The following is a 24,679-nucleotide window of genomic DNA, read 5'->3' as shown; positions in this document are numbered from 1 at the left end:
CGCGGACCGGGCCGATGCCCGATCCTGCGAATCCGGGGCCGGCCCAGGGCCGAATCCCGGTTTGCCGCAAGACGCCTCGCCGGGCCTCTTGCGACTCGTGTCACCTCATTCGAACCAGTGCTTGCGCGCTTCCATGATCAGGGCGGCGGCACGTTCCTCGTCCACGCCTTCGATATCGGTCAACTCGTCGGTGGCCAGGTCGGCAAGGTCGTCCCGGGTGACCACGCCGCGCGAAGCCAGGGTAAAGGCCAGCGCCTCGTCCATGCCTTCCAGCGACAGCAGATCGGCCGCCGGCTGGTGCTCGTCGAGCTCTTCCTCTGCGGCCAACGCCTCGTTGAGCAGGGCGTCGCGGGCACGGGCGCGCAGTTCCTCGACGATGTCCTCGTCGAAGCCCTCCACCGCCAGCAGCTCGCCGACCGGCACGTAGGCGATTTCCTCGACCGTGCTGAAACCTTCCGAAACCAGGATGCCGGCGATTTCCTCGTCCACTTCCAGCTTGTCCTGGAACAGCTGGCGCGCGGCGGTCTGCTCGGCTTCGGACTTGGCGGTGACCTGGTCCTGGGTCATCACATTGAGCTGCCAGCCCGACAGGCGGCTGGCCAGACGCACGTTCTGGCCGCCCTTGCCGATCGCCTGGGCCAGACGGTCCTCGGCCACGGCCAGGTCCATCGAATGCTTTTCTTCATCGACGATGATCGACTGCACTTCGGCCGGCGCCATCGCGTTGATGACGAACTGGGCCGGGTTGTCCGACCACAGCACGATGTCCACGCGCTCGCCGTTGAGTTCGTTCGACACCGCCTGCACGCGCGAACCGCGCATGCCGATGCAGGCGCCGATCGGATCGGTGCGGTTGTCGTGCGCGAGCACGGCGATCTTGGCGCGGTCGCCCGGATCGCGCGCGCAGGCCTTGATCGAAACCAGGCCCTGGCCGACTTCCGGCACTTCCAGCTTGAACAGCTCCATCATGAATTCCGGGGCGGCGCGGCTGATGAACAGCTGCGGGCCGCGCGGCTCGGTGCGCACGTCGAACAGGTAGCCGCGCACGCGGTCGCCGGCGCGCAGCACGTCGCGCGGAATGCCCTTGTCCTTCGGAATGATGGCTTCGGCGTTGCCGCCGAGGTCCACGTAAATGTTGCCGCGCTCAACGCGCTTGACGATGCCGGTGACCAGCTCGCCGACGCGATCCTTCCAGCCATCGACCACCTGCGCGCGCTCGGCTTCGCGCACGCGCTGCACGATGACCTGCTTGGCGGCTTGCGCGGCGATACGGCCGAAATCCGGGTTTTCGATCTGCTCTTCGATGTAGTCGCCGACTTCCACGCCTTCGACCTCATCGACGGCGTCCATCAGGCGGATCTGGCGGTCCGGCGATTCCATGACCACGTCGTCGGCCACCACTTCCATGCGGCGGAAGGTTTCGTAGCTGCCGTCTTTCTGATCGATGCTGACGCGCACCAGCACGTCTTCGTCGTGGTAGCGCTTCTTCGCGGCCGAAGCCAGCGCGGCCTCGATGGCCTCGAAGATGACCTCGCGCGGTACGCCCTTTTCGTTGGCGACTGCGTCCACCACCAGCAACAGTTCCTTGCTCATTTCGTCACTCCGCACGGGTCGGCTCGCGCCGCCGGCTATTCGGGTTGGTAATAGGCGTCAGATTCAAATTACTTTTTCTTCGAAGCGCGCCGCTTGGGCGGCTTCGAAGGCTTGTCCTTGGGCTTGATGCGGCCCGTGTCGGCCGGTTGGCCGGGCTTGGTCGGCGCGAAACCCAGCGCGGCCCAGTCCGGCACGATCCGGCCCTTGTCGATATTCATGAACGGCACGACGAAACGGCCTTCGTCGGGCGCGCCTTCGACCGCGAAAACCACCTGCTCGCCTTCGACGGCAAGGATCTGCCCGGTCAGACGGCGGCGGCCTTCGTGCGGCAGCTTCAGGCCGACCTTGACGGTCTCGCCGATGAAGCGCGCGTAATGATCGAGCGTGAACAACGGGCGGTCGATGCCCGGCGACGACACTTCCAGCGTGTAGTTGCTGCTGATCGGGTCTTCGACGTCGAGCTGCGCCGACACTTCGCGGCTGACCGCTTCGCAGTCTTCGATCGAGACCGAGCGCGGCTGCTCGCCTTCGGGCGTAGCTTCGTATTCCGAGGCCGGCACATCGATATAGATGCGCAGCGTTGCATTGCCGGGAGCCGGCAGATATTCGATGCCAAGCAATTCCACGCCCAGCGACTCCACCGTCGGGGCGAGCAATGCGGCGATTTGCGTTGCCTTGTCCGTCACGCGCCTGAACTCCTGAGGGTTGCGACTGGCCTGACCATCTTCGTCAAACCATGTTTCCGCGAGCTTTCCGCCAGGCATCGCAACGATCGCAATCCGACCGCCGTACCACGCGAAAACCGCTGTTTACTGAAAAATCCGGTTTTCCGGATAACAAAAACAACAAGGGGCCCATCGGGCCCCTTGTCCGTACAACTGGATTTCGGTGTGTTCGCGCGAGCAGAGCGCGATCACAAAGCCCGAGCTTGGCGGCCAAAAAAGAAAGCCTCCTTAGAGGCTTTCCATCGACCAGCCGAAGCTGGTAGCGGGGGCAGGATTTGAACCTGCGACCTTCGGGTTATGAGCCCGACGAGCTGCCAGACTGCTCCACCCCGCATCAGGCCGACCATCATAACGGCCGGCGGAACTTACTGCAAGCCTGCAATCGATGTTTCGTGATTGCCGCTTACCGCTTCGAAAAATCTCCGGTTTCCCGGCTGTTTCCCCGGAGGAAAACGTTGATCGTTCGCAGGTGCGCAATCTTATGCCGTATTCAAAATATTTCAAGTCTTTTTCATGAATGCGTGCGATTGAATGTCAGATCCGGCTGAAAACTTTGTCGCACAGGTTCAAATCCCGCCCCCGCTCCCAGCTGCGCCGGCGCGACGGGAGCTGCTCGCGCAGGCGCGACGATCAGCGGTCCGAGCGCCGCTGCGCGCCGCGCGGGCGAATCCGCGCCGGTTGCCGGGAATTCAAGCGCAAGCCCGCCGCTGCGCGCAGCGCACGCCGCAAAAGCGAAGGGCCGGCATAAGCCGGCCCTCGATGACGCTGCAGCGATGACGACGCGCTCAGATCATGAAAGCGCGCTGGCACCACTCCATGATCGGATTCCAGACGATGCCCAGCGCGAGCAGGCCCAGCGCGTTGACCGCGAACACCATGCGCAGCGGGCGGTCCTCGCTCGGCGCCGGCAACTTGCCCTCGGGTTCGTCGAAGTACATGGCCTTGATCACACGCAGGTAGTAGAACGCGCCGACCACCGCGAACACGATGCCGACGATCGCCAGCCACAGCATGTCGCCCTGCAGCGCGGCCTTGAGCACCGCCAGCTTGGCCCAGAAGCCGAGGAACGGCGGCAGGCCCGCCAGCGAGGCCATCACGCACAGGATCATGCCGGCCATCCACGGGTTGCGCGCGTTGAGGCCCTTGTAGTCGTCGATCTGGTCGGCTTCGAAACCGCGGCTGGACATGACGATGATCGCGCCGAAGGCCGCGGCCGTCATCAGCGAATAGCTGATCGCGTAGAACATCGAGGCGGCGAAACCCTGCGCGCCGCCGCCAGCCATGCCCAGGAACAGGAAGCCGACGTGGGAGACGGTGGAATACGCGAGCAGGCGCTTGAGATTGGTCTGCATCAGCGCGCTGAGGTTGCCGATCGCCAGCGACAGCACCGCAAGGCCGGCGAGCAGCAGGCGCCAGTGGCTGTCCAGGCCGTTGGCGCCGACTTCGAGCAGGCGGTAAGTCATGCCGAACGCGGCCAGTTTCGGCGCGGCGCCGATGAACAAGGTGATCGGGGTCGGTGCGCCCTGGTAGACGTCGGGCAGCCACATGTGGAACGGCGCGGCGCCGAACTTGAACGCGATGCCGGCGACCACGAACACCACGCCGGTGATCAGCATCAGCGAGGACGGGCCGACCGAGCCGGCCAGCGCGATCTTGTCCAGCATCAGGCTGCCGGTGGCGCCGTAGATCAGCGACAGGCCGTACAGCAGCAGGCCCGAGGCCAGCGCGCCGAGCACGAAGTACTTGATCGCCGCTTCCGAGGCCAACGGGCTGTCGCGATCCACCGCGACCAGCGCGTAGGAGCACAGCGCGAGCATTTCCAGGCCGACATAGACCATGGTCAGGCTGCCGGCGGACACCAGGAACATCATGCCGGCGATCGCGAACAACATCAGCACGCCGACTTCGCCCTTGTACAGGTTGCGCGCGCGCAGGTAAGGCCAGGTGTAGATCAACGAGAGGATGCCGACCACGCCGATGGCGAGCTTGAGCACGTCGGCGGCGGTGTCGCGTACGAACATGCCGCTGAGCACGGTGCCCTGCCCGCCCACGTCGAACGCGACCAGCGCGGTGGCGAGAGCGACCACGACGATCGAGAACACGTGGGAGATGATGCGATTGCGCTCCTCGACGAACAGATCGAGCATCAGCAGCGCGAACGCGCCGACGACGACCACCAGTTCGGGCAGCAGGGGCATCACGTCGGCGAAGGATCTAACGGGCATGTTCATTGGTGAATCTCTTGGCGGATCCGGCCCTGTTCGAGCCTTGCTCTAGGAACGAGTGGAGAGAAGCGAGAAGTGAGCCGCGGTGATCGCGCTTCCAACTCGTTCCCCACTGCTCGCTTCCACTCACTTCTCTATCGCGCGGGCAACACCCGCGCGCCTTACAACTTGCTGGCGACGATCTGGCTGGCGAGATTGGCGATCGCCGGCTCCATCAGGTCGGTCAGCGGCTTCGGCCACACGCCCAGCACCAGCACGCCGACCGCGAACACGCCCAGCACCAGCGCTTCGCGCGGGTTGAGGTCTTCCATCTCGGCCACGTGAGCGTTGCCGACCTCGCCCCAGATCACCCGCTTGACCAGCCACAGCGTGTAGCCCGCGCCGACGATCAGCGTGGTCGCCGCGCCGAAGGCGATCAGCGGATGCTGCTGGAACGCGGCCAGGATGACCATGAACTCGCCGACGAAGCCCGAGGTGCCCGGCAGGCCCGAGTTGGCCATCGCGAACAACACCACGAACGCGGCGAACCACGGCATCACGTTGGCGACGCCGCCGTAGTCCTTGATCATGCGGCTGTGCATGCGGTCGTAGAGCACGCCGACGCAGGTGAACATCGCGCCCGACACGAAGCCGTGGCTGATCATCTGCACCATCGCGCCCTGCAGGCCCAGGCGCGCCGCGTCGGTGCCGTGCGCATCGCCGTTATGGACCAGGTAGAAGGCGATGAAGGTGCCCAGGGTGACGAAGCCCATGTGCGAGACCGACGAATACGCGATCAGCTTCTTCATGTCCTCCTGGACCAGCGCGACCAGGCCGACATAGATGATCGCGATCAGGCTCAGCGCGATCACCAGCCAGGCGTACTCGTGGCCGGCGTCGGGCACGATCGGCAGGACGAAGCGCAGGAAACCGTAGCCGCCGATCTTCAGCATGATCGCCGCCAGGATCACCGAACCGGCGGTCGGCGCCTCCACGTGCGCGTCCGGCAACCAGGTGTGGACCGGGAACATCGGCACCTTGACCGCGAAGGCGATCAGGAAGCCGAAGAAGATCCACATCTGCTCGCTGGCGCTGAGCTGCAGCGCGTACATGTCCGCGAGCTGCCAGCTGCCGCCCTTCAGGAACAGGTAGATCAACCCGACCAGCATGAACACCGAGCCGAGGAAGGTGTACAGGAAGAACTTCACCGAGGCGTACACGCGGCGCGGGCCGCCCCACACGCCGATGATGATGAACATCGGGATCAGCATGCCTTCGAAGAAGACATAGAACAGCATCGCGTCCAGCGCCGAGAACACGCCAACCATCAGGCCTTCGAGGATCAGGAACGCGGCGTAGTACTGGCTCACACGCTTGTCGATCGAGGTCCAGGCGCTGATCAGCACCAGCATGGACGTCAGCGTGGTCAGCGCGATCAGCGCAGCCGAAATGCCGTCCGCGCCGAGGTGATAGCGGATGTCGTAGGCCGGAATCCACGCGCGTTGTTCGACCAGTTGCATGCTCGCGCTGGTGAAGTCGGCGTGGGTGAACATCAGCACGCTCGTGGCGAGCGTGGCGATGGCCACGATCAGCGCGAACCAGCGCGCGGCGTTGGCGCGCTCGTTGCCGAACGCGAGGGTCGCGAAGCCGCCGAGGATCGGCAGCCAGATCAGAATGCTAAGCAAGGGCACGGTGCTCACGTCTGGTGTCCTTGTCGAATTAGTGCCAGAACCGGATGACGACGGCGAGCAGAACAATCAGGCCGATGATCATCGCGAAGGCGTAGTGGTAGAGATAGCCGGACTGGACTCGGCGCGTCAGGTTGGCGATGAAGCCGACCAGGCTGGCGCTGCCGTTGACCACCGCGCCGTCGATGACATGGCTGTCGATCGCGCGCGAGGCCTTGCCGAGCTTGACGCCGCCGCCGGCGAAGCCGTCGATCCAGAGGTTGTCCATGCCGTACTTGTTTTCCAGGATGCGGATCGGCAGCTTGAACAGCTTGGCCGCCTTGGCCGGCAATTCCGGCTTCCACAGGTACATGACCGTGGCCAGGGCGAAGCCGGCGAAGGCCAGCCAGAACGCCGGCGCGGTGAAACCGTGCAGGGCGAACTTGATCGGGCCGTGCCAGGCTTCTTCGCCGACCTGGGCGATGGTGTCGCGCGCCGCCGACAGATCGATCGCGCCGAGGAAGAACGGCAGTTGCTTGTGGTGACCGAGCCAGTCGGTGCCGAACAGCATCGGGCCGGCGGTGAAGAAGCCGATCAGCACCGACGGAATCGCCAGCAACACCAGCGGCACCGTCACCACCCACGGCGACTCGTGCGGCTCGTGCGCGCCGTGATGGCCGTGATGGCCGTGATGGCCGTGGTCGTCGTGGGCGTGATCGTCGTGTTTGGCGTGGCTGTCGTGCGCATGGTCGTCGTGCGCGTCATGGCCGTGGTCGGCATGCGCGTCGCGGAAGCGCTCCTTGCCGTGGAAGGTCATGTACAGCAGGCGGAAACTGTAGAACGCGGTGACGAAGGCGCCCAGCAGTACCGCCCAGTAGGCGTACTGCGAGACCCAGGTCGCGTGCTCGCCGTGCGCGGCATGCGCGGCGGCTTCGATGATGGTGTCCTTCGAATAGAAACCGGCGAAGAACGGCGTGCCGACCAGGGCCAGCGTGCCGAGCAGGCTGGTCCAGTAGGTGATCGGCATGTACTTGCGCAGGCCGCCCATCTTGCGCATGTCCTGCTCGTGGTGCATGCCGATGATCACCGAGCCCGCGGCCAGGAACAGCAGCGCCTTGAAGAAGGCGTGGGTCATCAGGTGATACACCGCGGCCGAGTACGCCGACACGCCGAGGGCGACGGTCATGTAGCCCAGCTGCGACAGGGTCGAGTACGCGACCACGCGCTTGATGTCGTTCTGCACGATACCGATCAGGCCGGTCCAGAACGCGGTGGTGGCGCCGATGAACAGCACGAAGTTGAGCGCGGTCTGCGACAGCTCGAACAGCGGCGACATGCGCGCGACCATGAAGATGCCCGCGGTCACCATCGTCGCGGCGTGGATCAGCGCCGAGATCGGGGTCGGGCCTTCCATCGAGTCGGGCAACCAGACATGCAGCGGCACCTGCGCCGACTTGCCCATGGCGCCGATGAACAGACAGATGCAGATCACCGTCGGCGCCGACCAGGCGATCGGCTCGCTCAGATAGGTCCAGGTGTTGCCGAACAAGGTGATGCTGCCGCCCAGGATCGGCACGGTCTTGCCGACCAGCGCCGAACTCGCGTTGGCGAACACGGTGCCGTAGTCGAGCGAGCCCACCAGCCACAACACGCCGCAGATGCCCAGCAGGAAGCCGAAGTCGCCGACGCGGTTGACCAGGAAGGCCTTCATGTTGGCGAACACCGCGGTCGGCTTCTTGAACCAGAAACCGATCAGCAGGTACGACACCAGGCCCACCGCTTCCCAGCCGAAGAACAGCTGCAGGAAGTTGTTGCTCATGACCAGCATGAGCATGGAGAAGGTGAACAGCGAGATGTAGCTGAAGAAGCGCTGGTAACCGTCGTCATCGGCCATGTAGCCGATGGTGTAGATGTGCACCAGCAGCGAAACGAAGGTGACGACCACCATCATCATCGCGGTCAGCTTGTCGATCATGAAGCCGATATGGGCTTCGTAGCTGCCGATCTGGAACCAGGTGTAGACGTTCTCGTTGAACGGCGCGGCGCCCTGACCCACGAGCTGCCACAGCACGTACATCGACATCGCGCAGCTGGCGGCGACGCCGAGAATCGTGATGGTGTGGGCGCCGGCGCGGCCGACCCTGCGTCCGAACAGGCCGGCGACGATCGCGCCGAGCAGCGGCGCGAGCACGACGGCGAGCAGGATGGTCTTGGAAATTACGACGGGTTGCATGCCGGTCAGCCCTTCATCGTGTCGATTTCAGCGACGTTGATCGTGCGCCGGTTGCGGAACAGCGTGACCAGAATCGCCAGGCCGATGGCGGCCTCGGCGGCGGCGACGGTCAGGATGAAGAACACGAACACCTGACCGGCCGGATCGGCCAGCTGACGCGAGAAGGCGACGAAGTTGATGTTGACCGCGAGCAGCATCAGCTCGATCGACATCAGCAGCACGATCACGTTCTTGCGATTGAGGAAAATGCCGGCGACGCTGATGCAGAACAGCACCGCGCCGAGGGCGAGATAGTGGCCCAGGGCGAGGCCGGACCCAAAGAATTCGCTCACGGCTTGGCCTCCTGCGGCGCGGCTTCGGCGGGCGCGACGGGCGCCGCCGGCTTCACCGCATCCATCTTGATCAAGCGGACACGGTCGCTGGCGCGAACGCGCGACTGTTCGCTCGGGTTCTGGTGCTTGGCGCCGGGACGGCGACGCAAGGTCAGCATCACCGCGGCGATCACCGCCACCGTCAGGATCACCGCGGCGATCTCGAACGGCAGCAGGAAGTCGGTGAACAGCGCGGTGGCCAGCCACTTGGTATTGGAGCCGTTTGATGCATCGGCGGTCAGCGGCGAGACCACGCTGGCCTTGACTCCGATCAGGGTCAGCATCTCCACCAGCATGACGATCGCCACCAGCAGGCCGACCGGCAAGTAGCGGACATAGCCTTCGCGCAAGGGCGCGACGTCGATGTCGAGCATCATCACCACGAACAGGAACAGCACCATCACCGCGCCGACGTAGACCAGGATCAGGGCCACGCCGAGGAACTCGGCTCCGGCGATGATCCACACGCAGGCGACGGAGAAGAACGTCAGCACCAGGCTGAGCGCGGCGTGGACCGGGTTCTTGACGCTGATCACGGCCACCGCGGACAGCGTGGCCGCGGCGGCGAAGACGAAGAAGGCGATCTGGGCGAGATCCATATCAAATACTCAGCGGAAGGCGGCGTCGGCAGCGCGGCGCTCGGCGATCTCGGTTTCGAGACGGTCGCCGATGGCCAGCAGCTGCGGCTTGGTGACGATGTTCTGTCCGCGCTGGTCGAAGTGGTATTCGTGGATATGCGTTTCCACGATCGAGTCCACCGGACACGATTCTTCGCAGAAACCGCAGAAGATGCACTTGAACAGATCGATGTCGTAACGCGTGGTGCGGCGGGTGCCGTCGGCGCGCTTTTCCGAGTCGATGGTGATCGCCAGCGCCGGGCACACCGCCTCGCACAGCTTGCAGGCGATGCAGCGCTCTTCGCCGTTGGGATAACGGCGCAGCGCGTGGATGCCGCGGAAACGCGGCGACTGCGGCGTCTTCTCCATCGGGTACATCAGCGTGTACTTGGGCTTGAACAGGTACTTGAGCGTCAGCCCAAGGCCCTGCGCAAGCTCGATCAGGAGCAGGCTTTTGAAGTAGGAAACGATGCGATTCATGTCGTGGGATGCCTGTCCTTACGCGCCCGGCAGAAACACTTTGTAGTACGCCATCACGGCGACCACGCAGATCCAGGCGATGGTGAGCGGAATGAACACCTTCCAACCCAAGCGCATGATTTGGTCGTAGCGGTAGCGCGGGAACGAAGCGCGGAACCAGATGAAGCAGCTGGCGAAGAAGAACACCTTCGCGAACAGCCACCACCAGCCATCGACCGACAGGAACGGAATGCCCAGGCCCTGGAACGGGCTCAGCCAGCCGCCGAGGAAGAAGATCGAGGTCAGGAAGCTGATCAGGATCATGTTGGCGTATTCGGACAGGAAGAACAGCGCGAACGCCGAACCCGAATACTCGACCATGTGACCGGCGACGATTTCCGACTCGCCTTCGACTACGTCGAACGGCGCGCGGTTGGTCTCGGCCACGCCGGAGATGAAATACACCACGAACAGCGGCAGCATCGGCAGCGCGAACCACTCCAGCGCGCCGGCGTTGCCGGACTGCGCCATCACGATCTCGGTGAGGTTGAGGCTGCCGGCGCCGACCATCACGCCGACCATGGCGAAGCCCATGGCGATTTCGTACGACACCACTTGCGCCGCGGCGCGCATCGCGCCGAGGAAGGCGTACTTGGAGTTGGACGCCCAGCCGGCGAGGATGATGCCGTACACGCCCAGCGAGGTCATCGCCAGCAGATACAGCAGGCCGGCGTTGGCGTTGGACAGCACCGCCTTGGCGTCGAACGGCACCACCGCCCACGCCGCGAACGCCGGCGCCAGGGTCAGCAGCGGCGCGAGCTTGTACAGGAACGACTCGGCCTTGGCCGGCTGGATCACTTCCTTGAACAGCAGTTTGAACACGTCGGCGAAGGCTTGCAGGATGCCCATGCCGACGTACATCGGGCCGCGACGCACGTGCATCCAGCCGATCAGCTTGCGCTCCCAGACCACGTAGAACGCCACGCTGATGATCACCGGCGTGGCGATCAACAGGATCTTGAGCACGATCCACGCCACCGCGCCGGCCATGCCGAACGACAGGAAGAATTCGCGCGTCGGATCGACGACCTGGGTGAAGAACATTCCGTCCGCCATGGCTTAAGCCCTCCCCGCCTGCACGCGGCCGGCGCCGAGCGGCGCGGTCGCGCCATGCCCGCTTTCGATCCACACCGTGCCCGGCGCGACCTTGTCGCTGATCGCGACCGGCAGCGTCGCCGTGCCGGCGCCCGCGCTGAACTTGCCGACTGCGCCGTCACTGAAGCCCAGCGCCGCGGCGTCCTTGGAGTTGAGCACCGCGCGCGGTTCCTGATTCAAGGGATGCGATTGCAGGGCCGGAGCGCGGCGCACGGTGGCGTCGCTGCGGTAGATCGCGGTGGACATCGCGACTTCCAGTCCCTCGCCCGCCACGCTCGGCGCCAGGCTCGCGGCCGGCGAGACCTCGCGCGGCACGATGCCGCTGCGCAGGCCGGCTAGGTCGGTGAACTCGAAACCGTTCGCGCCCAGCTCGCCGCCGAGCGCGCGCAGCACGCGCCAGCCGGCGCGCGCCGAGCCCGGCAGCTTGCCGCCCGCGGCCGCGACCTGCGACAGGCCGTCGAGATTGGTCAGGGTGGCATCGACTTCCGGCAGCAGGCCGATCGGCAGGATCACGTCGGCGACGGCCTTGGTCGAACGGCATGCGTAATGGCTGAAAGCCACGACCTGTGCCGCGCCGAGCGCGCGCAACGCGCTTTCGGTATCGGCGAAATCCAGGCCCGGCTCGATGCCGTAGATGACATAAGCGCCGCGGGCGTCGGTGAGCATGGCGCGGGCGTCGCGCGCGCTCGGCAGCACGCCGTGGCGGGCCAGGCCCACCGCGTTGGCGCCCTGCGGAATGCGGCACAGCCTGGCGCCGGTGGCTTGCGCGAACGACTTCGCCGCCGCGCGGATCGCCGCCGCGTAGGGGCCGTTCTCGGCCACCGCGCCGACAATCAATGCGACGTGATTGCCGGCCTTGGCGATCTCGCGCAGCGCTTCATCGCTCAGCGCGGCCGCAAGCTGCGACGGCGCGACGATGCGCTTGCCGGCGATGTCGAAGGTGAAATCGAAATCGACCGGATTGACCACGTGCACCTTGGCGCCGCGGGTCCAGGCCTTGCGCACGCGCTGATGCACCAGCGGCAGTTCCTGGCGCAAGTTGGAGCCGACGATCACCACCACGTCCGCCTTCTCGATCTCGACGACCGGCATGGCGAAGGTTTCCGCGATCGCGGCATCGGACAGGTCGTGCTGGAAAATGCGGTGATCGATGTTGCCGGTGCCCGCGGCCTGTGCCAGGCGCGCCAGCAGTTCGCCTTCTTCGTTCGAGGTCGCCGGATGGGCGAGCACGCCGAGGTTGTCGCCGCCGTTGTCGCGCAGGATCCTGGCCGCGCGGCTGAGCGCTTCGTCCCAGGTCGCTTCGCGCCATTCGCCGTTGTCCTTCACCAGCGGACGCTGGGCGCGGTCTTCAGCGTACAGGCCCTGGTGCGAATAACGGTCGCGGTCCGACAGCCAGCACTCGTTGACCGCTTCGTTGTCGCGCGGCACGGTGCGCAGCACGTCGCCGCGGCGGGTGTGCAGGAACAGATTGCTGCCGAGCGCGTCGTGGTAACCCAGCGACTCGCGCGCGGTCAGTTCCCACGGACGCGCCTTGAACTGGAACACCTTGTTGGTCAGCGCGCCGACCGGGCACACGTCGATGACGTTGCCGGACAGCTCGGTGGTCAGCGGCTTGCCGTCGAAGGTGCCGATCTGCAGGTTCTCGCCGCGGTACATGCCGCCGAGCTCATAGGTGCCGGCGATTTCCGCGGTGAAGCGCACGCAGCGGGTGCACTGGATGCAGCGCGTCATCTCGGTGGCGACCAGCGGGCCGATGTCCTCGTCGGGCACCACGCGCTTGCGCTCGGAGAAACGGCTGACCGAGCGGCCATAGCCCATCGACAGGTCTTGCAGCTCGCACTCGCCGCCCTGATCGCAGATCGGGCAGTCCAGCGGATGGTTGACCAGCAGGAATTCCATCACGTTGCGCTGCGACTTCAGCGACTTCTCGCTGCGCGTGATGACCTTCATGCCGTCCATGACCGGCGTGGCGCAAGCCGGTGCCGGCTTGGGCATCTTCTCGACTTCGACCAGGCACATGCGGCAGTTCGCCGCGATCGCCAGCTTGTCGTGATAGCAAAAACGCGGGATCGGGATGCCGGCCTTGTCGGCGGCCTGGATGATCATCGAACCCTTCGGCGCGGCCATCTCGACGCCGTCGATGAAGACGGTGACGTGGTCGGGCGGAAGATTCGGGTTTACCGGCTGGGCGCTCATGCAGCCACCTTCTTCTCGACCACGGTGCCCGCGGCCTGATCGTCCACCAGGAATCGCTTATTGACGATCGCGTATTCGAACTCGTCCCAGAAATGATGCAGGAAGCCCTGCACCGGCCACGCGGCGGCTTCGCCGAACGCGCAGATGGTGTGGCCTTCGATCTGGCCCGCGGCGGCGCGCAGCATCTGCAGGTCTTCCAGGGTCGCCTGCTTTTCGGCGATGCGGGTCAGCATGCGGTACATCCAGCCGGTGCCTTCGCGGCACGGCGTGCACTGGCCGCAGCTTTCCTTGAAATAGAACCGGGCGATGCGCTGGCAGGCGCGGACCATGCAGGTGGTTTCGTCCATCACGATGACCGCGCCCGAGCCCAGGCCGGAACCGGCCTTCTGCAGCGAGTCGTAGTCCATCGTGCAAGCCATCATCTGCTCGGCCGGCAACACCTTCATCGACGATCCGCCGGGGATCACCGCCTTGAGCTTCTTGCCGCCGCGCATGCCGCCGGCCATCTGCAGCAGGTCGGCGAACGGCGTGCCCAGGCGGATTTCGAAATTGCCCGGGTTGGCGACGTGGCCGGACACGGAGAAGATCTTCGGGCCGCCGTTGTTGGGCTTGCCCAGGTTCAAGAACCACTCCGCGCCGTTGCGCATGATCGCCGGCACCGAGGCGTAGGTCTCGGTGTTGTTGATCGTGGTCGGCTTGCCGTACAGGCCGAAATTGGCCGGGAACGGCGGCTTGTAGCGCGGCTGGCCCTTCTTGCCTTCCAGCGATTCCATCAACGCGGTTTCTTCGCCGCAGATGTAGGCGCCGGCGCCGAGCGCGCCGTAGATGTCGATGTCCACGCCGCTGCCGAGCACGTTCTTGCCCAGCCAGCCGTTCTCGTAGGCTTCCTTCAGCGCCTGCTCGAAATGCTCGAACGGCTCATGATGGAATTCGCCACGCAGATAGTTGTAGGCCACGGTGGAACCGGTGGCGTAGCAGGCGATCGCCATGCCCTCGACCACCGCGTGCGGGTTGAAGCGCAGGATGTCGCGGTCCTTGGCCGTGCCCGGCTCGGATTCGTCCGAGTTGCACAGGATGTACTTCTGGGTGCCGCTGCCCTTGGGCATGAAGCTCCACTTCAGGCCGGTCGGGAAGCCCGCGCCGCCGCGGCCGCGCAGGCCCGAGCCCTTGACCGTGTCGATGATCACCGACGGGTCGGTCTTCTCGGTCAGGATCTTGCGCAGCGCGCTGTAGCCGCCGGTCTTCAGATAGTTTTCGTACGACCACGGCGTTTCATAGTGCAACGTCGTGTAGACGACCTGATGCTCCTGCGGAGCCGGGCCGACCGGGCCGTAGCCCTGGGAATAATCGTGGTGACCGTGCGCCATCTCGCCCGACCTCACTTCAAGCCATCGAGCAGCTCGTCGACTTTCGTCGCATCGAGCTTCTCGTGGTAATGACCGTTGACGACGACCACCGGCGCGCCGCAGCACGCGGCCAGGCATTCTTCCTCGCGCTTGAGGAAGACGCGGCCGTCGGGGGTGGATTCGCCGAGCTTGCAGCCCAGCTTCTTTTCGGCGTGCGCGACCAGTTGCTCGGCGCCGTTGAGCCAGCAGCTGATGTTGGTGCAGAAGGCGACGTTGTTGCGGCCGACTTTCTCGGTCTCGAACATCGAATAGAAGCTCGCCACCTCGTACGCCCACACCGGCGGCAGGCTCAGGTACTTGGCGACCGCGGCGATCAGCTCGTCTGTCAGCCAGCCGTCGTTCTGCTCCTGCGCGGCGTGCAGGCCTTGCAGCACCGCCGAACGCTTGCGGTCGGGCGGAAACTTGCCCAGCCAGTGGTCGATGTGCGCGCGCGTCTTGTCCGACAGTGCAACCATCGGATCGACGTGCTGTGCGGCCTCGAAATTGCCTGTCGCTTTCATAGGGGTAAAGCCGGGAATCGGGAATAGGGAATCGGGAATCGGTTGGAGCGGAACGCAGGAGCTTGGGACATCTGGATCGAGCGTCGCCCGGCGCGATCTCGCGCAGCCTTGGCACTACCCATTCCCGATTCCCGACTCCCGACTCCCGGCTTCACCGGTCGATCTCGCCGAACACGATGTCGTAGGTACCGATCATCGCCACCACGTCGGCCAGCATGTGGCCGCGGACGACTTCGTCCATCGACGACAAGTGGGCGAAGCCCGGCGCGCGCAGCTTGCAGCGGAACGGTTTGTTGGCGCCGTCGGAGACCAGGTAGCAGCCGAATTCGCCCTTGGGCGCTTCCACTGCCGCGTAGGTCTCGCCGGCCGGCACGCAATAGCCTTCCGAGAACAACTTGAAGTGATGGATCAGGGCTTCCATGTCGTCCTTCATCTCCTCGCGCTTGGGCGGGGCGACCTTGAAGTTGTCGACGATCACGGGGCCGGGATTGGCCCGCAGCCATTTCACGCATTGCTTGATGATGCGGGTGGATTCGCGCATTTCCGCCACGCGCACGAGGTAACGGTCGTAGCAGTCGCCGTTGACGCCGACCGGGATGTCGAAATCGACTTCCGCGTACTTGGCGTAGGGCTGCTTCTTGCGCAGATCCCAGGCGATGCCCGAGCCGCGGATCATCGGACCGGTCATGCCCCAGGCCAGGGCCTGTTCGGGCGAAATCACGCCGATGCCGACGGTGCGCTGCTTCCAGATGCGGTTATCGGTCAGCAGCGTTTCGTATTCGTCCACGCGCTTGGGGAAGTCGTCGGCGAACGCGTCGAGATAATCGAGCATCGAGCCTTCGCGCCACTGGTTGAAGCGCTTGAGGCCGGCGCCCTTCTTCCACGGCGATTCCTTGTACTGCGGCATCCGGTCCGGCAGGTCGCGGTAGACGCCGCCGGGACGGTAGTACGCCGCGTGCATGCGCGCGCCGGAGACCGCTTCGTAGCAGTCCATCAGCTCTTCGCGTTCGCGGAAGGCGTACAGGAACACCGCCATCGCGCCCAGGTCGAGCGCGTTGGAGCCGATCCACATCAGGTGATTGAGGATGCGGGTGATTTCGTCGAACAAGGTGCGGATGTACTGCGCGCGCTCGGGCGCCTCGATTCCCAGCAGGGTCTCGATCGCGCGCACGTAAGCGTGCTCGTTGCACATCATCGACACGTAGTCCAGGCGATCCATGTAGCCGATCGACTGATTGAACGGCTTGGACTCGACCAGCTTCTCGGTACCGCGATGCAACAGGCCGATGTGCGGATCGGCGCGCTGCACCACTTCGCCGTCCATCTCCAGGATCAGGCGCAGCACGCCGTGCGCGGCCGGATGCTGGGGACCGAAGTTGAAGGTGTAGTTGCGGATCTCGGCGTTGTTGAGGCCCGAGGTGTTGAGGTTGATCAACGGCATGGCGCTGGCGGGGTTGCTCATCACTTCACCTCGCGCTGTGCGTCGCGCTGGGCCGTCTCGCCCTGGGCGGTCTGGTAGCGCGCGTCGTCGCGGATCACGCGCGGCACGCCGACGCGGGGTTCGATCGACACCGGTTCGTAGACCACGCGGCGCTTTTCGGCGTCGTAGCGCACTTCGACGTTGCCGATCAGCGGGAAGTCCTTGCGGAACGGATGGCCGACGAAACCGTAATCGGTGAGGATGCGGCGCAGGTCCGGATGGCCTTCGAAAATGATGCCGTACAGATCGAACGCTTCGCGCTCGAACCAATTGACACCCGGCCAAATGCCGCTCAGAGAACCCACCACGGGCAGGTCGTCATTATCCGCGAAGGTTTTAAGCCGCACGCGCTGGTTGTGCTGGCACGACAGCAGATGCGCGACCGCGGCGAAGCGGCGCGCGGGCTTGGAATCTTCCGCGCCGTTGGGGGACTCGCCCCAACGGAAGCGGCCGGCGCTCTGGCCTTCCACGCCGCGCGAGAAACCTTCCGAAGACACGTCGGTGTCCCACTCGTCGCTGCCGTAGCTCAGGTAATCCACGCCGCTGACGTCGACGCATTGTTCGAAGCCGAACTCGTCGCGCAGCGCGAGCGCGGCGGCGAGCCACTGCGTCGGCGCGACTTCAAGGGTGATTTCGCCGCGCGGCTCGGCCACGACGACCGAAGCGCCGGCGAAGCGTTCGCTCAGGCGCTGGGCAAGAGGGGCGGCGCTCATTCGCGCACGCCCTGCTTGTGCTCGCCGAAGTTGGTGCCGCGGCGGATCTTGCGCTGCAATTGCAGGATGCCGTAGACCAGCGCTTCGGCGGTCGGCGGGCAGCCGGGCACGTAGACATCGACCGGAACCACGCGGTCGCAGCCGCGCACCACAGCGTAGGAGTAATGGTAGTAGCCGCCGCCGTTGGCGCAGCTGCCCATCGAGATCACCCACTTCGGGTCGGGCATCTGGTCGTAGACCTTGCGCAACGCCGGGGCCATTTTGTTGACCAGGGTGCCGGCGACGATCATCACGTCGGACTGGCGCGGCGACGGGCGGAACACCACGCCGTAGCGGTCCAGGTCCAGGCGCGAGGCGCCGGCGTGCATCATCTCGACCGCGCAGCAGGCCAGACCGAAGGTCATCGGCCACATCGACCCGGTACGCGCCCAATTCCACAGCGTGTCCAGGTTGGTGGTGACGAAGCCCTGCTGCAGCAGCGGGTTCTCGCCTTCCGGGCGCAGGATGTCGTCGAGGCGGCCTTCCGGGATCGGGTTGTGCATCAGACCCGAAACGGTGTCGCTGACGGTTTGGATCACTCCCATTCGAGCGCTCCCTTCTTCCAGACGTAAACGAAGCCGAGCAGGAGCATGCTGGCGAAAATGCCCATTTCGATCAGGCCGACCACGCCGAGATCTCGGAACACGGTGGCCCAGGGCACGATGAAGATGATTTCCAGATCGAAGATGATGAACTGGATGGCGATCAGGTAGTAGCGCACGTCGAACTGCATGCGCGCGTCTTCGAAGGCTTCGAAGCCGCATTCGTAGGGAGACAGTTTCTCCGCGGTCGGGCGCTTGGGCCCGAGCACATTACCTACTACCAACAGGGCGACGCCGATACCACCGGCGACGATCAGGAACAGCAGAGTCGGCAGGTATTCGGCCAGCACGCGGTGTTCTCTCGGCTACTTGTTCGGCTACATGGGCGCGCGTTACCGCGACCTTGGCTTGGCGCCCGGGGCACCCAGTCGTTTGGACGCGCGGCGCGGCCCGCCGTGCGTGCCGCACCTGCGTACCGTGGTGCGAAGTTGCGAATTGCTTGGAGCTGGGGATTACTGCGTCGGGATGGATGTGGTGCCCAAAGGGGGACTCGAACCCCCACGACCTAAGTCGCTACCACCTCAAGGTAGTGCGTCTACCAATTCCGCCATCTGGGCACTGCTACCAACCACGCCATCCTGGCTCCGGCTTCGTAATCGTCTCGAAGCCGACTGGTCATCGCTGACCGACCCCGCCATCCCGGCGAGGCTGAAACTCTATTTTAACCTGTTTATCTCAGCCGCCAGTAGCCGGCTGTTTTGCCGGGGCGGTCGGCTGGACCGGCGCCTGCTGCGCCGGCGCTTGCTGCGCAGGCGTAGTGGCGGCCGGAGCGCCCGGAGCCTGCCCGGCGGGCGCGGCCGGAACCGTCGTCGCCGGAGCGGCCTGACCGGCCGGAACCTGCGGCACGCCGCTGGCCGGAGCCGACGGCACGCCGGTCGCCGGAGCGGCGGGCGTGGTCGCGGCCGGCGCGGGCTTGGCGGCCTGCTGGGCCGCGGCGCCGCCGAGAAGGCCGAGATCGGGCTTGCCCGGGGTCGCGGCGGCCATGCTGCGGCTGGCCTGCCAGCCCATGAACAGGCTGATCACGAAGAACGCGATCGCCAGCCACTTGGTGGCCTTGGACAGGAAGTTGGACGAACCGCGAGCACCGAACACCGTGGCCGAGGCGCCGCCGCCGAAGCCCGAGCCCGCCTGCGCACCCGCGCCGCGTTGCATCAGGATCAGCGCGATCATCGCGATCGCGATCAGTACGTAGATGACGTTGAGGAACAACAGCATCGTTGAGGATTCTTCGCTAAGGAGAGCTTGTTACGACCGCGGCGGACGGGCGGGGTTCGCCGGTTCGCGCGATCAGGGCGCCGCCGCAGCTGCGATGGCGTTGAAATCGGCCGCGACCAGGGAGGCGCCTCCGACCAGGCCGCCATCGACGTCGGGCTGGGAAAACAGCGCGGCGGCGTTGTCGGCTTTCACGCTTCCGCCGTACAGAATCGGAAGCGAGCCAGCAATTCTAGCATCGTGCGCGGCGATTTCGCTACGGATGAATGCGTGGACTTCCTGCGCCTGCTCCGGCGTGGCAGTGCGGCCGGTGCCGATGGCCCAGACCGGCTCGTAGGCGAGGATCGCGCCTTCCAGGCCCAGCACGCCGACCAGTTCCAGCACCGGCGCGAGTTGTTCCTGCAAGCGCCATTGGGTCTTGCCGTCTTCGCGCTCTTCCAGGGTTTCGCCCACGCACAGCACCGGCGTGAGGCCGGCGGACTTGGCGGCGGCGAACTTGCGCGCGACCAGCTGGCTGCTTTCGGCGTGGTACTGGCGGCGCTCGGAATGGCCGACCAGGCCGTAGAGCGCGCCGACTTCCTTGAGCATCGCCGCGGAGACTTCGCCGGTGTAGGCGCCCTTGACGTTGCTGCTCACGTCCTGCGCGCCGAAACTCAGGCCGCGCTCGCCGTAGTGCTCGACCAGCTCGCCCAGGTACGGCAGCGGCGGCAGGATCACCCGTTCGACACCGGCCGGCGGCGTCTGCGCCGCGACTTCATCGAGCAGGGCGAAGGCGAATTCGCGGCTGCCGTGCAGTTTCCAGTTTCCGGCGACGATCTTGCGGCGCATGGCGATCCCTATGTTGCGAAGACGGCGCAGTCTACCTTCTGGGCGCTGCGCGGGCGAATGCGGCCGGCGCGCGCGCCGCCGCGATCGGCCTCGCGCGCGCGCGCGATGCCGGCGGATTGGCGAGCGCGCGCCGCTGCTTGCCTGCATCGCCCCTGCCCCCCATAACAGCCGCATGAGCCGACCGTCCGCCGCCATGCTGCGCAGCTTCGCCCCGATCGAATCGCCGCGGGCGCGGGTGCTGATCCTGGGCAGCATGCCCGGCGCGGCCTCGCTGAGCGCCGGGCGCTATTACGCGCATCCGCAAAACCGGTTCTGGCCGATCATGGGCGAGTTGATCGGCGCCGGGCCGCAGTTGGACTACGAGCGCCGTATCGATACCTTGCGCGCGGCCGGAATCGCACTGTGGGACGTGCTGGCGCAATGCGAGCGCGAAGGCAGCCTGGATTCGGCGATCCGCGACGACACCGCGGTGGCGAACGATTTCGCCGGCTTCCTGGCCCGCCATCTGCGGGTGCGCACCGTGCTGTTCAACGGCGCCAAGGCAGAGAACAGCTTCCGCCGCTTCGTGCTCAAGCCGCTGGCGCGGCCGGACTTGCGCCTGCTGCGGCTGCCCTCGACCAGCCCGGCCAATGCCTCGCAGCGCGGGGAGGCCAAGCTGGCGGCCTGGCGCGAGGCGCTGCGCGAGGCTGGGGTGAAGGTGCGCGAGGGTTGAGCTTTTGCGGGAACGGCTTCAGCTCCGATACTTTCCAGTCAGCGACCTCGCTGCTACATGGGCCCTGAAAGAAAAGCATCGGAGCCGGAGCCCCTCCCACAGATGCCGGCCGTGTGAACCCGAGCTTCAGCCCCCGAATCGCGTATCGCGCTTGAAACATTCGCGGCCCCTGCCCCGGCGCCTGCCATCGGCCCGAAACCCTTGCCACCACAGGCTTTGCGCCCGATAAACACGGTCCCGGCGCCGGCTTGCGACACCCCTCCCCGGCAATTTTCTTCGCCCTACCCCTGTCCTGCGCCCGCCTGCACCCCCGTTTCCTGGGGTTGACCGCCCGACAGGTCCATCCAAAACCAGACGATCGCTTGCGCCGCCCTGCAGCGGCGCGGGATGGACAGCCGCTTGCCCGCAAGGCGCAGGCCCTGCCCATCCAGGCGAAACGAGGTCGTCGGAAGGTCGAAACAGCGTCCGCGCCGCCAGGATCGAGGCGCGCGACGGTTTTCCCAACGCCGATCCGCCCATCGCCCATGGAAGCGATACCTCAAGGAGCTCCAACATGAAGTCGCATCGCAATCCCCCGACCCGTCTGTCCCGCAAGCTCGCCGTTCTCGGCGGCGTGGCCCTGTTGTGCACCGCCGCGCTGGCCGTCGCCGGCGAAACCGTCATCCGCACGCCCCACGGCGACATCGCCGCGATCGATGCCCCCAAGTCGCAGCAGCTCAACGCCAGGACCGCCGCCGCGCATCCCTTCGCCAGCGCGCGCCAACGCGCCGCGGTGCAGCCGATGGTGTGGGTCGATCGCGACGCCAAGGTCGCGCCGGCCGCCCAGGCCGAACTGGCCGACACGCTGGTCCGCACCGCCGGCAGCGCACCGGGCGGCAACGCGCCGGCGTTCGGCAACTACCTCGCGCGCAATCACTTCCGCGCCACCTGGGACAAGCTCGAAGCGCTGGACGCGCGTCAGCCGGCCGCGCCGATCTCCGCGCTCGGCGGCGAGAAAGACGGCGCCCACTACGCCTACAGCCGCTTCCCCGGCAACTACTACACCAGCCAGTGGAAGGCCGCGCCGTGGAACAAGATCGGCAAGCTGTATTTCACCAAGCCCGACGGCAGCGGTTCGTACTGCACCGCGCAGGTCTCCAGCGGCAATTCGGTGCTGACCACCGCCGCGCATTGCGTGTACACCTTCGGCGCCGGCTTCAACTCGAACTTCCTGTTCGTGCCGGCCGAGCGTTACGGCGAAGCGCCGTACGGCAAGTTCGGCTGGAGCACCGCGCGCGTGCCGACCAACTGGATCACCTACGGCACCCGCCGCTGGGACGTGGCGGTGATCAAGCTGACCGGTGAGCAGACCAGCGGTCTGCCGGTGATCAACTACGTGGGCTGGCTGGGTCGCGCCTGGAATCAGCCGTATTCGCTGTACACCTACTCGCACGGCTACGCCAGCAACCTGAGCACGCAGTACACCAACATCTGCGCCGGCCAGACCTACGATTCGCCGACTGAAGGCACCAACGTCGTCGTCCAGGGTTGCGACATGACCTACGGCGCCAGCGGCGGTGCGTGGCTGATCAACTACACGCCCAATTCCAGCGCCGGCAATCAGGTCAACAGCGTGGTCAGCGGCCCGCACATCGGCGCCTTCGGCACCGCGTGGGTCGGCGCGCGCTTCAACGACGACAACATCGTCGCGCTGTGCACGGCGATCGGTTGCTGATCGGCCGGCGCCGACGATCCGATTCGCCGAAGCGGCGATGAGCGATCGACGGCGTTGCGACGCGAACCAACGCCGGCGCGCGCAGGACGCACGCGCGCCGGCAAGGCGGCCGAGGGAACGGCGGCCTGATCGAACCGAGTACGGGCCCTGGAGGCGGGCCTGCCGCGCGGCCAGCAGCCAAGGATGCCGCGGGCTGGGACAGGGACGTCCGCTTGTTCAAGGCGAAGCCGGCTTTCGGGCCGGCTTCGTCGTATTCGCGACCGGCCTCAGTCACCGTACCGATTGGCATCACGTGCCGGTTTGGTGACGCGCTACGGCGAACGCACCCGGATTCGTCCGCGCCGCACTCGTTTTCGCCCATGCCGCGCGATATAGAGTGCGCGGATGAACCGCATCGCCCAACCCGCCCGCCTGCCGATCCTGCCCTATCGCAAGCCCACGCAAGGGCGCGACTACTGGGTCGTGGACGACATCCTGCCCGACCCCGACGCCGTGCGTGCGCGCTGCCTGGCCAAGACCGACTGGGCCGAAGGCTATCCGTACAAACCCGAGACCTGGCCCGGCCTGCGCGCCACGCCAGGCCTGCAGGATGACGAACTGGCCCTGGTCGAGGCGCGCGTGCGCCAGGCCACCGGCGTGCAGAAGCTGTGGGTGGTCGAGCCGCCCGAAGGCCAGTACTTGAACCACAACTGCGTGCAGGTGGTCGGCATCGACGAAAGCGAGCCGCGCCCGCACACCGACTCGCGCCTGCTGTGCCGCTACGCCGCGGTGCTGTACCTCAATCCCGCGGTGCCGGAGCAGTGCGGCACCGGCTTCTATCGCCAGCGTCTGGGCAACGGCCAGCGCGGCGGCAATACCGTGTCGCCGCCGCACGCCAATCTGGTGCAGGCGCTGGGCACCCGCTTCGTCGCGCCGGATTCCTTCGCCGAGGACGTGGTCGTCCCTCACCGCTACAACCGCCTGTTGCTGTACCGCTCCAACCTGATCCACAGCGCCAGCGGCTATTGGGGCCGCACGCTGGAGACCAAGCGCATGGCGGCGGTGTTCTTCTGGATGGCGTAGGCCGCCCCGCCCGCCGTGAACGGCCCGCGATCATCGGCGGAGAATGCAACGAAGCCGGCGCGAGGCCGGCTTCGTTGATTGCATCGACGGCTGACCCGGCGCGGCTTACTTCAGCTTGATCTCGCGCAGACGCTCTTCCAGATAGCCCTGCGCGGTGATCGGCTCGGGGTAGCGGCTGGGATTGTCCGGGGTGATCGTCGAGTCCAGCACGTCGATCAGGAAATCCGGATTCGGGTGCAGGAAGAACGGCGTCGAATAACGCGGCTGGCGCGCCTTCGCGCCCGGCGGATTGACCACGCGGTGGGTGGTCGAGGGATACACGTGATTGGTCAGGCGCTGCAGCATGTCGCCGATGTTGACCACGATGGTGTCGGCGTCGGCGGTGAACGGCACCCAGTCGCCCTGGTGCGATTTCACCTCCAGGCCTTCCGAACTCGCGCCGACCAGCAAGGTGATCAGGTTGATGTCCTCGTGCGCGCCGGCGCGAACGTTGGGGATGTCGTCGGCGGTGATCGGCGGGTAGTGGATCGGGCGCAGGATCGAGTTGCCGAAATCGGTCTTGTCCGCGAAGTAGTTCTCCGGCAGGCCGATATGCAGGGCCAGGGCGCTGAGCACGCGCGAACCCAGGTTATCGAGCGCGGTGTACAGGCCGTAGGCCTGCTCGCGGAACTCGGGGATTTCCTCCGGCCACAGATTGGCCGGCATGTCCGAGGCGTATTTGGAGTCGCGCGGAATCTCGCGGCCGACGTGCCAGAACTCCTTCAGGTCGAAATACTTGGCGCCCTTGGCGGTTTCCACGCCGAACGGGGTGTAGCCGCGCGCGCCGCCGCCGCCGGGGACGTGGTACTTGCGCTTGACCTCGTCGGGCAAGGCGAAGAAGCGCTTGAACAGATCGTAGGACTGATCGATCTGCTCGGCCGGGATGCCGTGGCCGCGGATGCCGGCGAAGCCCCATTCGCGGTAGGCCGCGCCGAGCTCGGCGACGAAGGCCGCGCGATCGGTGTCGAAGCGGCGGATGTCCAGGGTGGGAATCTGACTCACGTTGGGATCCTGTTGGTGTCTCTTCCGGGTAGGCGGCTATCTTCGCTCAAAGCTGACGGCCGCGCGCTACTGTGCACATGGCGGCGCGGTCGCTCCGGTTTCGTGCCGGCGGGGCAGCCAAGGCTGAACGGCCGGCCCACGGGCTGCATG

22 protein-coding genes and 2 tRNA genes are annotated in these 24,679 nt (G+C 66.0%); 3 read left to right on the top strand and 21 right to left on the bottom strand.

Annotated elements, in window-relative coordinates:
* Nucleotides 1-105 precede the first annotated feature (105 nt).
* From nusA to tpiA, 20 genes are all read right to left on the bottom strand, one after another.
* On the bottom strand, nucleotides 106-1,593 hold the full coding sequence (gene nusA / locus LG3211_RS10060) for a transcription termination factor NusA (protein WP_057942720.1): 1,488 nt from the start codon (nucleotides 1,591-1,593) through the stop codon (nucleotides 106-108).
* Between the two features lie 68 nt (nucleotides 1,594-1,661).
* On the bottom strand, nucleotides 1,662-2,279 hold the full coding sequence (rimP, locus tag LG3211_RS10055) for a ribosome maturation factor RimP (RefSeq protein ID WP_057942719.1): 618 nt from the start codon (nucleotides 2,277-2,279) through the stop codon (nucleotides 1,662-1,664).
* 296 nt (nucleotides 2,280-2,575) lie between these two features.
* A tRNA-Met gene (locus LG3211_RS10050) sits at nucleotides 2,576-2,652 on the bottom strand.
* A 451-nt stretch (nucleotides 2,653-3,103) separates the two neighbouring features.
* A complete protein-coding gene (nuoN, locus tag LG3211_RS10045; RefSeq protein ID WP_057942718.1) occupies nucleotides 3,104-4,549 on the bottom strand; it encodes an NADH-quinone oxidoreductase subunit NuoN in 1,446 nt (481 codons plus the stop codon).
* A 155-nt stretch (nucleotides 4,550-4,704) separates the two neighbouring features.
* On the bottom strand, nucleotides 4,705-6,222 hold the full coding sequence (locus LG3211_RS10040; RefSeq protein ID WP_057942717.1) for an NADH-quinone oxidoreductase subunit M: 1,518 nt from the start codon (nucleotides 6,220-6,222) through the stop codon (nucleotides 4,705-4,707).
* 19 nt (nucleotides 6,223-6,241) lie between these two features.
* On the bottom strand, nucleotides 6,242-8,422 hold the full coding sequence (nuoL, locus tag LG3211_RS10035; RefSeq protein ID WP_057942716.1) for an NADH-quinone oxidoreductase subunit L: 2,181 nt from the start codon (nucleotides 8,420-8,422) through the stop codon (nucleotides 6,242-6,244).
* A 5-nt stretch (nucleotides 8,423-8,427) separates the two neighbouring features.
* Nucleotides 8,428-8,754, bottom strand: a complete 327-nt coding sequence (nuoK, locus tag LG3211_RS10030; protein ID WP_031370871.1) for an NADH-quinone oxidoreductase subunit NuoK — start codon at nucleotides 8,752-8,754, stop codon at nucleotides 8,428-8,430.
* A complete protein-coding gene (locus tag LG3211_RS10025; protein WP_057942715.1) occupies nucleotides 8,751-9,392 on the bottom strand; it encodes an NADH-quinone oxidoreductase subunit J in 642 nt (213 codons plus the stop codon). The genes nuoK and LG3211_RS10025 overlap by 4 nt, the downstream gene beginning before the upstream one ends.
* 9 nt (nucleotides 9,393-9,401) lie before the next feature.
* Nucleotides 9,402-9,890: an NADH-quinone oxidoreductase subunit NuoI gene (gene nuoI / locus LG3211_RS10020; RefSeq protein WP_057942714.1), complete on the bottom strand. Its 489-nt coding sequence runs from the start codon at nucleotides 9,888-9,890 to the stop codon at nucleotides 9,402-9,404.
* 18 nt (nucleotides 9,891-9,908) lie between these two features.
* A complete protein-coding gene (gene nuoH / locus LG3211_RS10015; protein WP_057942713.1) occupies nucleotides 9,909-10,973 on the bottom strand; it encodes an NADH-quinone oxidoreductase subunit NuoH in 1,065 nt (354 codons plus the stop codon).
* A 15-nt stretch (nucleotides 10,974-10,988) separates the two neighbouring features.
* Nucleotides 10,989-13,220, bottom strand: coding sequence for an NADH-quinone oxidoreductase subunit NuoG (nuoG, locus tag LG3211_RS10010; protein ID WP_057942712.1), 2,232 nt, complete (start codon nucleotides 13,218-13,220; stop codon nucleotides 10,989-10,991).
* Nucleotides 13,217-14,587: an NADH-quinone oxidoreductase subunit NuoF gene (gene nuoF, locus LG3211_RS10005; RefSeq protein ID WP_057942711.1), complete on the bottom strand. Its 1,371-nt coding sequence runs from the start codon at nucleotides 14,585-14,587 to the stop codon at nucleotides 13,217-13,219. Before nuoF ends, nuoG begins: the two co-directional genes overlap by 4 nt.
* An 11-nt stretch (nucleotides 14,588-14,598) precedes the next feature.
* Nucleotides 14,599-15,126, bottom strand: coding sequence for an NADH-quinone oxidoreductase subunit NuoE (nuoE, locus tag LG3211_RS10000; protein ID WP_057942710.1), 528 nt, complete (start codon nucleotides 15,124-15,126; stop codon nucleotides 14,599-14,601).
* 151 nt (nucleotides 15,127-15,277) lie between these two features.
* The gene (locus LG3211_RS09995; RefSeq protein ID WP_057945393.1) at nucleotides 15,278-16,567 is read right to left on the bottom strand and encodes an NADH-quinone oxidoreductase subunit D; all 1,290 of its coding nucleotides are present in this window, start codon (nucleotides 16,565-16,567) and stop codon (nucleotides 15,278-15,280) included.
* 20 nt (nucleotides 16,568-16,587) lie between these two features.
* The gene (locus tag LG3211_RS09990) at nucleotides 16,588-17,319 is read right to left on the bottom strand and encodes an NADH-quinone oxidoreductase subunit C (protein ID WP_057942709.1); all 732 of its coding nucleotides are present in this window, start codon (nucleotides 17,317-17,319) and stop codon (nucleotides 16,588-16,590) included.
* Nucleotides 17,316-17,903 carry a NuoB/complex I 20 kDa subunit family protein gene (locus LG3211_RS09985; protein WP_057942708.1) on the bottom strand — a complete coding sequence of 196 codons (588 nt, stop codon included), beginning with the start codon at nucleotides 17,901-17,903 and terminating at the stop codon, nucleotides 17,316-17,318. The genes LG3211_RS09990 and LG3211_RS09985 overlap by 4 nt, the downstream gene beginning before the upstream one ends.
* Complete coding sequence (locus tag LG3211_RS09980; protein ID WP_057942707.1) at nucleotides 17,894-18,250, bottom strand: NADH-quinone oxidoreductase subunit A; 357 nt, start codon at nucleotides 18,248-18,250, stop codon at nucleotides 17,894-17,896. Before LG3211_RS09980 ends, LG3211_RS09985 begins: the two co-directional genes overlap by 10 nt.
* Nucleotides 18,251-18,432: 182 nt before the next feature.
* Nucleotides 18,433-18,517, bottom strand: a tRNA-Leu gene (locus LG3211_RS09975).
* Between the two features lie 118 nt (nucleotides 18,518-18,635).
* A complete protein-coding gene (secG, locus tag LG3211_RS09970; RefSeq protein ID WP_057942706.1) occupies nucleotides 18,636-19,175 on the bottom strand; it encodes a preprotein translocase subunit SecG in 540 nt (179 codons plus the stop codon).
* A 72-nt stretch (nucleotides 19,176-19,247) separates the two neighbouring features.
* Nucleotides 19,248-20,000 (bottom strand): triose-phosphate isomerase, encoded by a 753-nt coding sequence (tpiA, locus tag LG3211_RS09965; RefSeq protein WP_057942705.1) that lies wholly within the window; start codon nucleotides 19,998-20,000, stop codon nucleotides 19,248-19,250.
* Nucleotides 20,001-20,172: 172 nt separating this feature from the next.
* Between tpiA and LG3211_RS09960 the strand changes: the two genes are divergently transcribed.
* From LG3211_RS09960 to LG3211_RS09950, 3 genes are all read left to right on the top strand, one after another.
* Complete coding sequence (locus LG3211_RS09960) at nucleotides 20,173-20,712, top strand: DNA-deoxyinosine glycosylase (RefSeq protein WP_057942704.1); 540 nt, start codon at nucleotides 20,173-20,175, stop codon at nucleotides 20,710-20,712.
* 553 nt (nucleotides 20,713-21,265) lie between these two features.
* Complete coding sequence (locus LG3211_RS09955; RefSeq protein ID WP_057942703.1) at nucleotides 21,266-22,426, top strand: trypsin-like serine peptidase; 1,161 nt, start codon at nucleotides 21,266-21,268, stop codon at nucleotides 22,424-22,426.
* Between the two features lie 384 nt (nucleotides 22,427-22,810).
* A complete protein-coding gene (locus LG3211_RS09950; RefSeq protein ID WP_057942702.1) occupies nucleotides 22,811-23,488 on the top strand; it encodes a DUF6445 family protein in 678 nt (225 codons plus the stop codon).
* Between the two features lie 105 nt (nucleotides 23,489-23,593).
* Here LG3211_RS09950 and LG3211_RS09945 read toward each other — a convergent pair whose 3' ends face one another.
* Nucleotides 23,594-24,529, bottom strand: a complete 936-nt coding sequence (locus tag LG3211_RS09945) for an isopenicillin N synthase family dioxygenase (RefSeq protein WP_057942701.1) — start codon at nucleotides 24,527-24,529, stop codon at nucleotides 23,594-23,596.
* Nucleotides 24,530-24,679: the final 150 nt, after the last annotated feature.

This window comes from Lysobacter gummosus, assembly GCF_001442805.1.
Taxonomy (GTDB): Bacteria; Pseudomonadota; Gammaproteobacteria; order Xanthomonadales; family Xanthomonadaceae; genus Lysobacter; species Lysobacter gummosus.
This window is presented reverse-complemented; position numbering and strand designations above follow the sequence as displayed.

What these genes read in the sequence shown, in the direction of transcription:
- nusA (WP_057942720.1), bottom strand. Translation starts at nt 1,593, where the DNA reads ATGAGCAAGGAACTGTTGCTGGTGGTGGACGCAGTCGCCAACGAAAAG.
- nuoN (WP_057942718.1), bottom strand. Translation starts at nt 4,549, where the DNA reads ATGAACATGCCCGTTAGATCCTTCGCCGACGTGATGCCCCTGCTGCCC.
- nuoL (WP_057942716.1), bottom strand. Translation starts at nt 8,422, where the DNA reads ATGCAACCCGTCGTAATTTCCAAGACCATCCTGCTCGCCGTCGTGCTC.
- LG3211_RS10025 (WP_057942715.1), bottom strand. Translation starts at nt 9,392, where the DNA reads ATGGATCTCGCCCAGATCGCCTTCTTCGTCTTCGCCGCCGCGGCCACG.
- nuoI (WP_057942714.1), bottom strand. Translation starts at nt 9,890, where the DNA reads ATGAATCGCATCGTTTCCTACTTCAAAAGCCTGCTCCTGATCGAGCTT.
- nuoH (WP_057942713.1), bottom strand. Translation starts at nt 10,973, where the DNA reads ATGTTCTTCACCCAGGTCGTCGATCCGACGCGCGAATTCTTCCTGTCG.
- nuoG (WP_057942712.1), bottom strand. Translation starts at nt 13,220, where the DNA reads ATGAGCGCCCAGCCGGTAAACCCGAATCTTCCGCCCGACCACGTCACC.
- nuoF (WP_057942711.1), bottom strand. Translation starts at nt 14,587, where the DNA reads ATGGCGCACGGTCACCACGATTATTCCCAGGGCTACGGCCCGGTCGGC.
- nuoE (WP_057942710.1), bottom strand. Translation starts at nt 15,126, where the DNA reads ATGAAAGCGACAGGCAATTTCGAGGCCGCACAGCACGTCGATCCGATG.
- LG3211_RS09995 (WP_057945393.1), bottom strand. Translation starts at nt 16,567, where the DNA reads ATGCCGTTGATCAACCTCAACACCTCGGGCCTCAACAACGCCGAGATC.
- LG3211_RS09990 (WP_057942709.1), bottom strand. Translation starts at nt 17,319, where the DNA reads ATGAGCGCCGCCCCTCTTGCCCAGCGCCTGAGCGAACGCTTCGCCGGC.
- LG3211_RS09985 (WP_057942708.1), bottom strand. Translation starts at nt 17,903, where the DNA reads ATGGGAGTGATCCAAACCGTCAGCGACACCGTTTCGGGTCTGATGCAC.
- secG (WP_057942706.1), bottom strand. Translation starts at nt 19,175, where the DNA reads ATGCTGTTGTTCCTCAACGTCATCTACGTACTGATCGCGATCGCGATG.
- tpiA (WP_057942705.1), bottom strand. Translation starts at nt 20,000, where the DNA reads ATGCGCCGCAAGATCGTCGCCGGAAACTGGAAACTGCACGGCAGCCGC.
- LG3211_RS09960 (WP_057942704.1), top strand. Translation starts at nt 20,173, where the DNA reads ATGAGCCGACCGTCCGCCGCCATGCTGCGCAGCTTCGCCCCGATCGAA.
- LG3211_RS09955 (WP_057942703.1), top strand. Translation starts at nt 21,266, where the DNA reads ATGAAGTCGCATCGCAATCCCCCGACCCGTCTGTCCCGCAAGCTCGCC.
- LG3211_RS09950 (WP_057942702.1), top strand. Translation starts at nt 22,811, where the DNA reads ATGAACCGCATCGCCCAACCCGCCCGCCTGCCGATCCTGCCCTATCGC.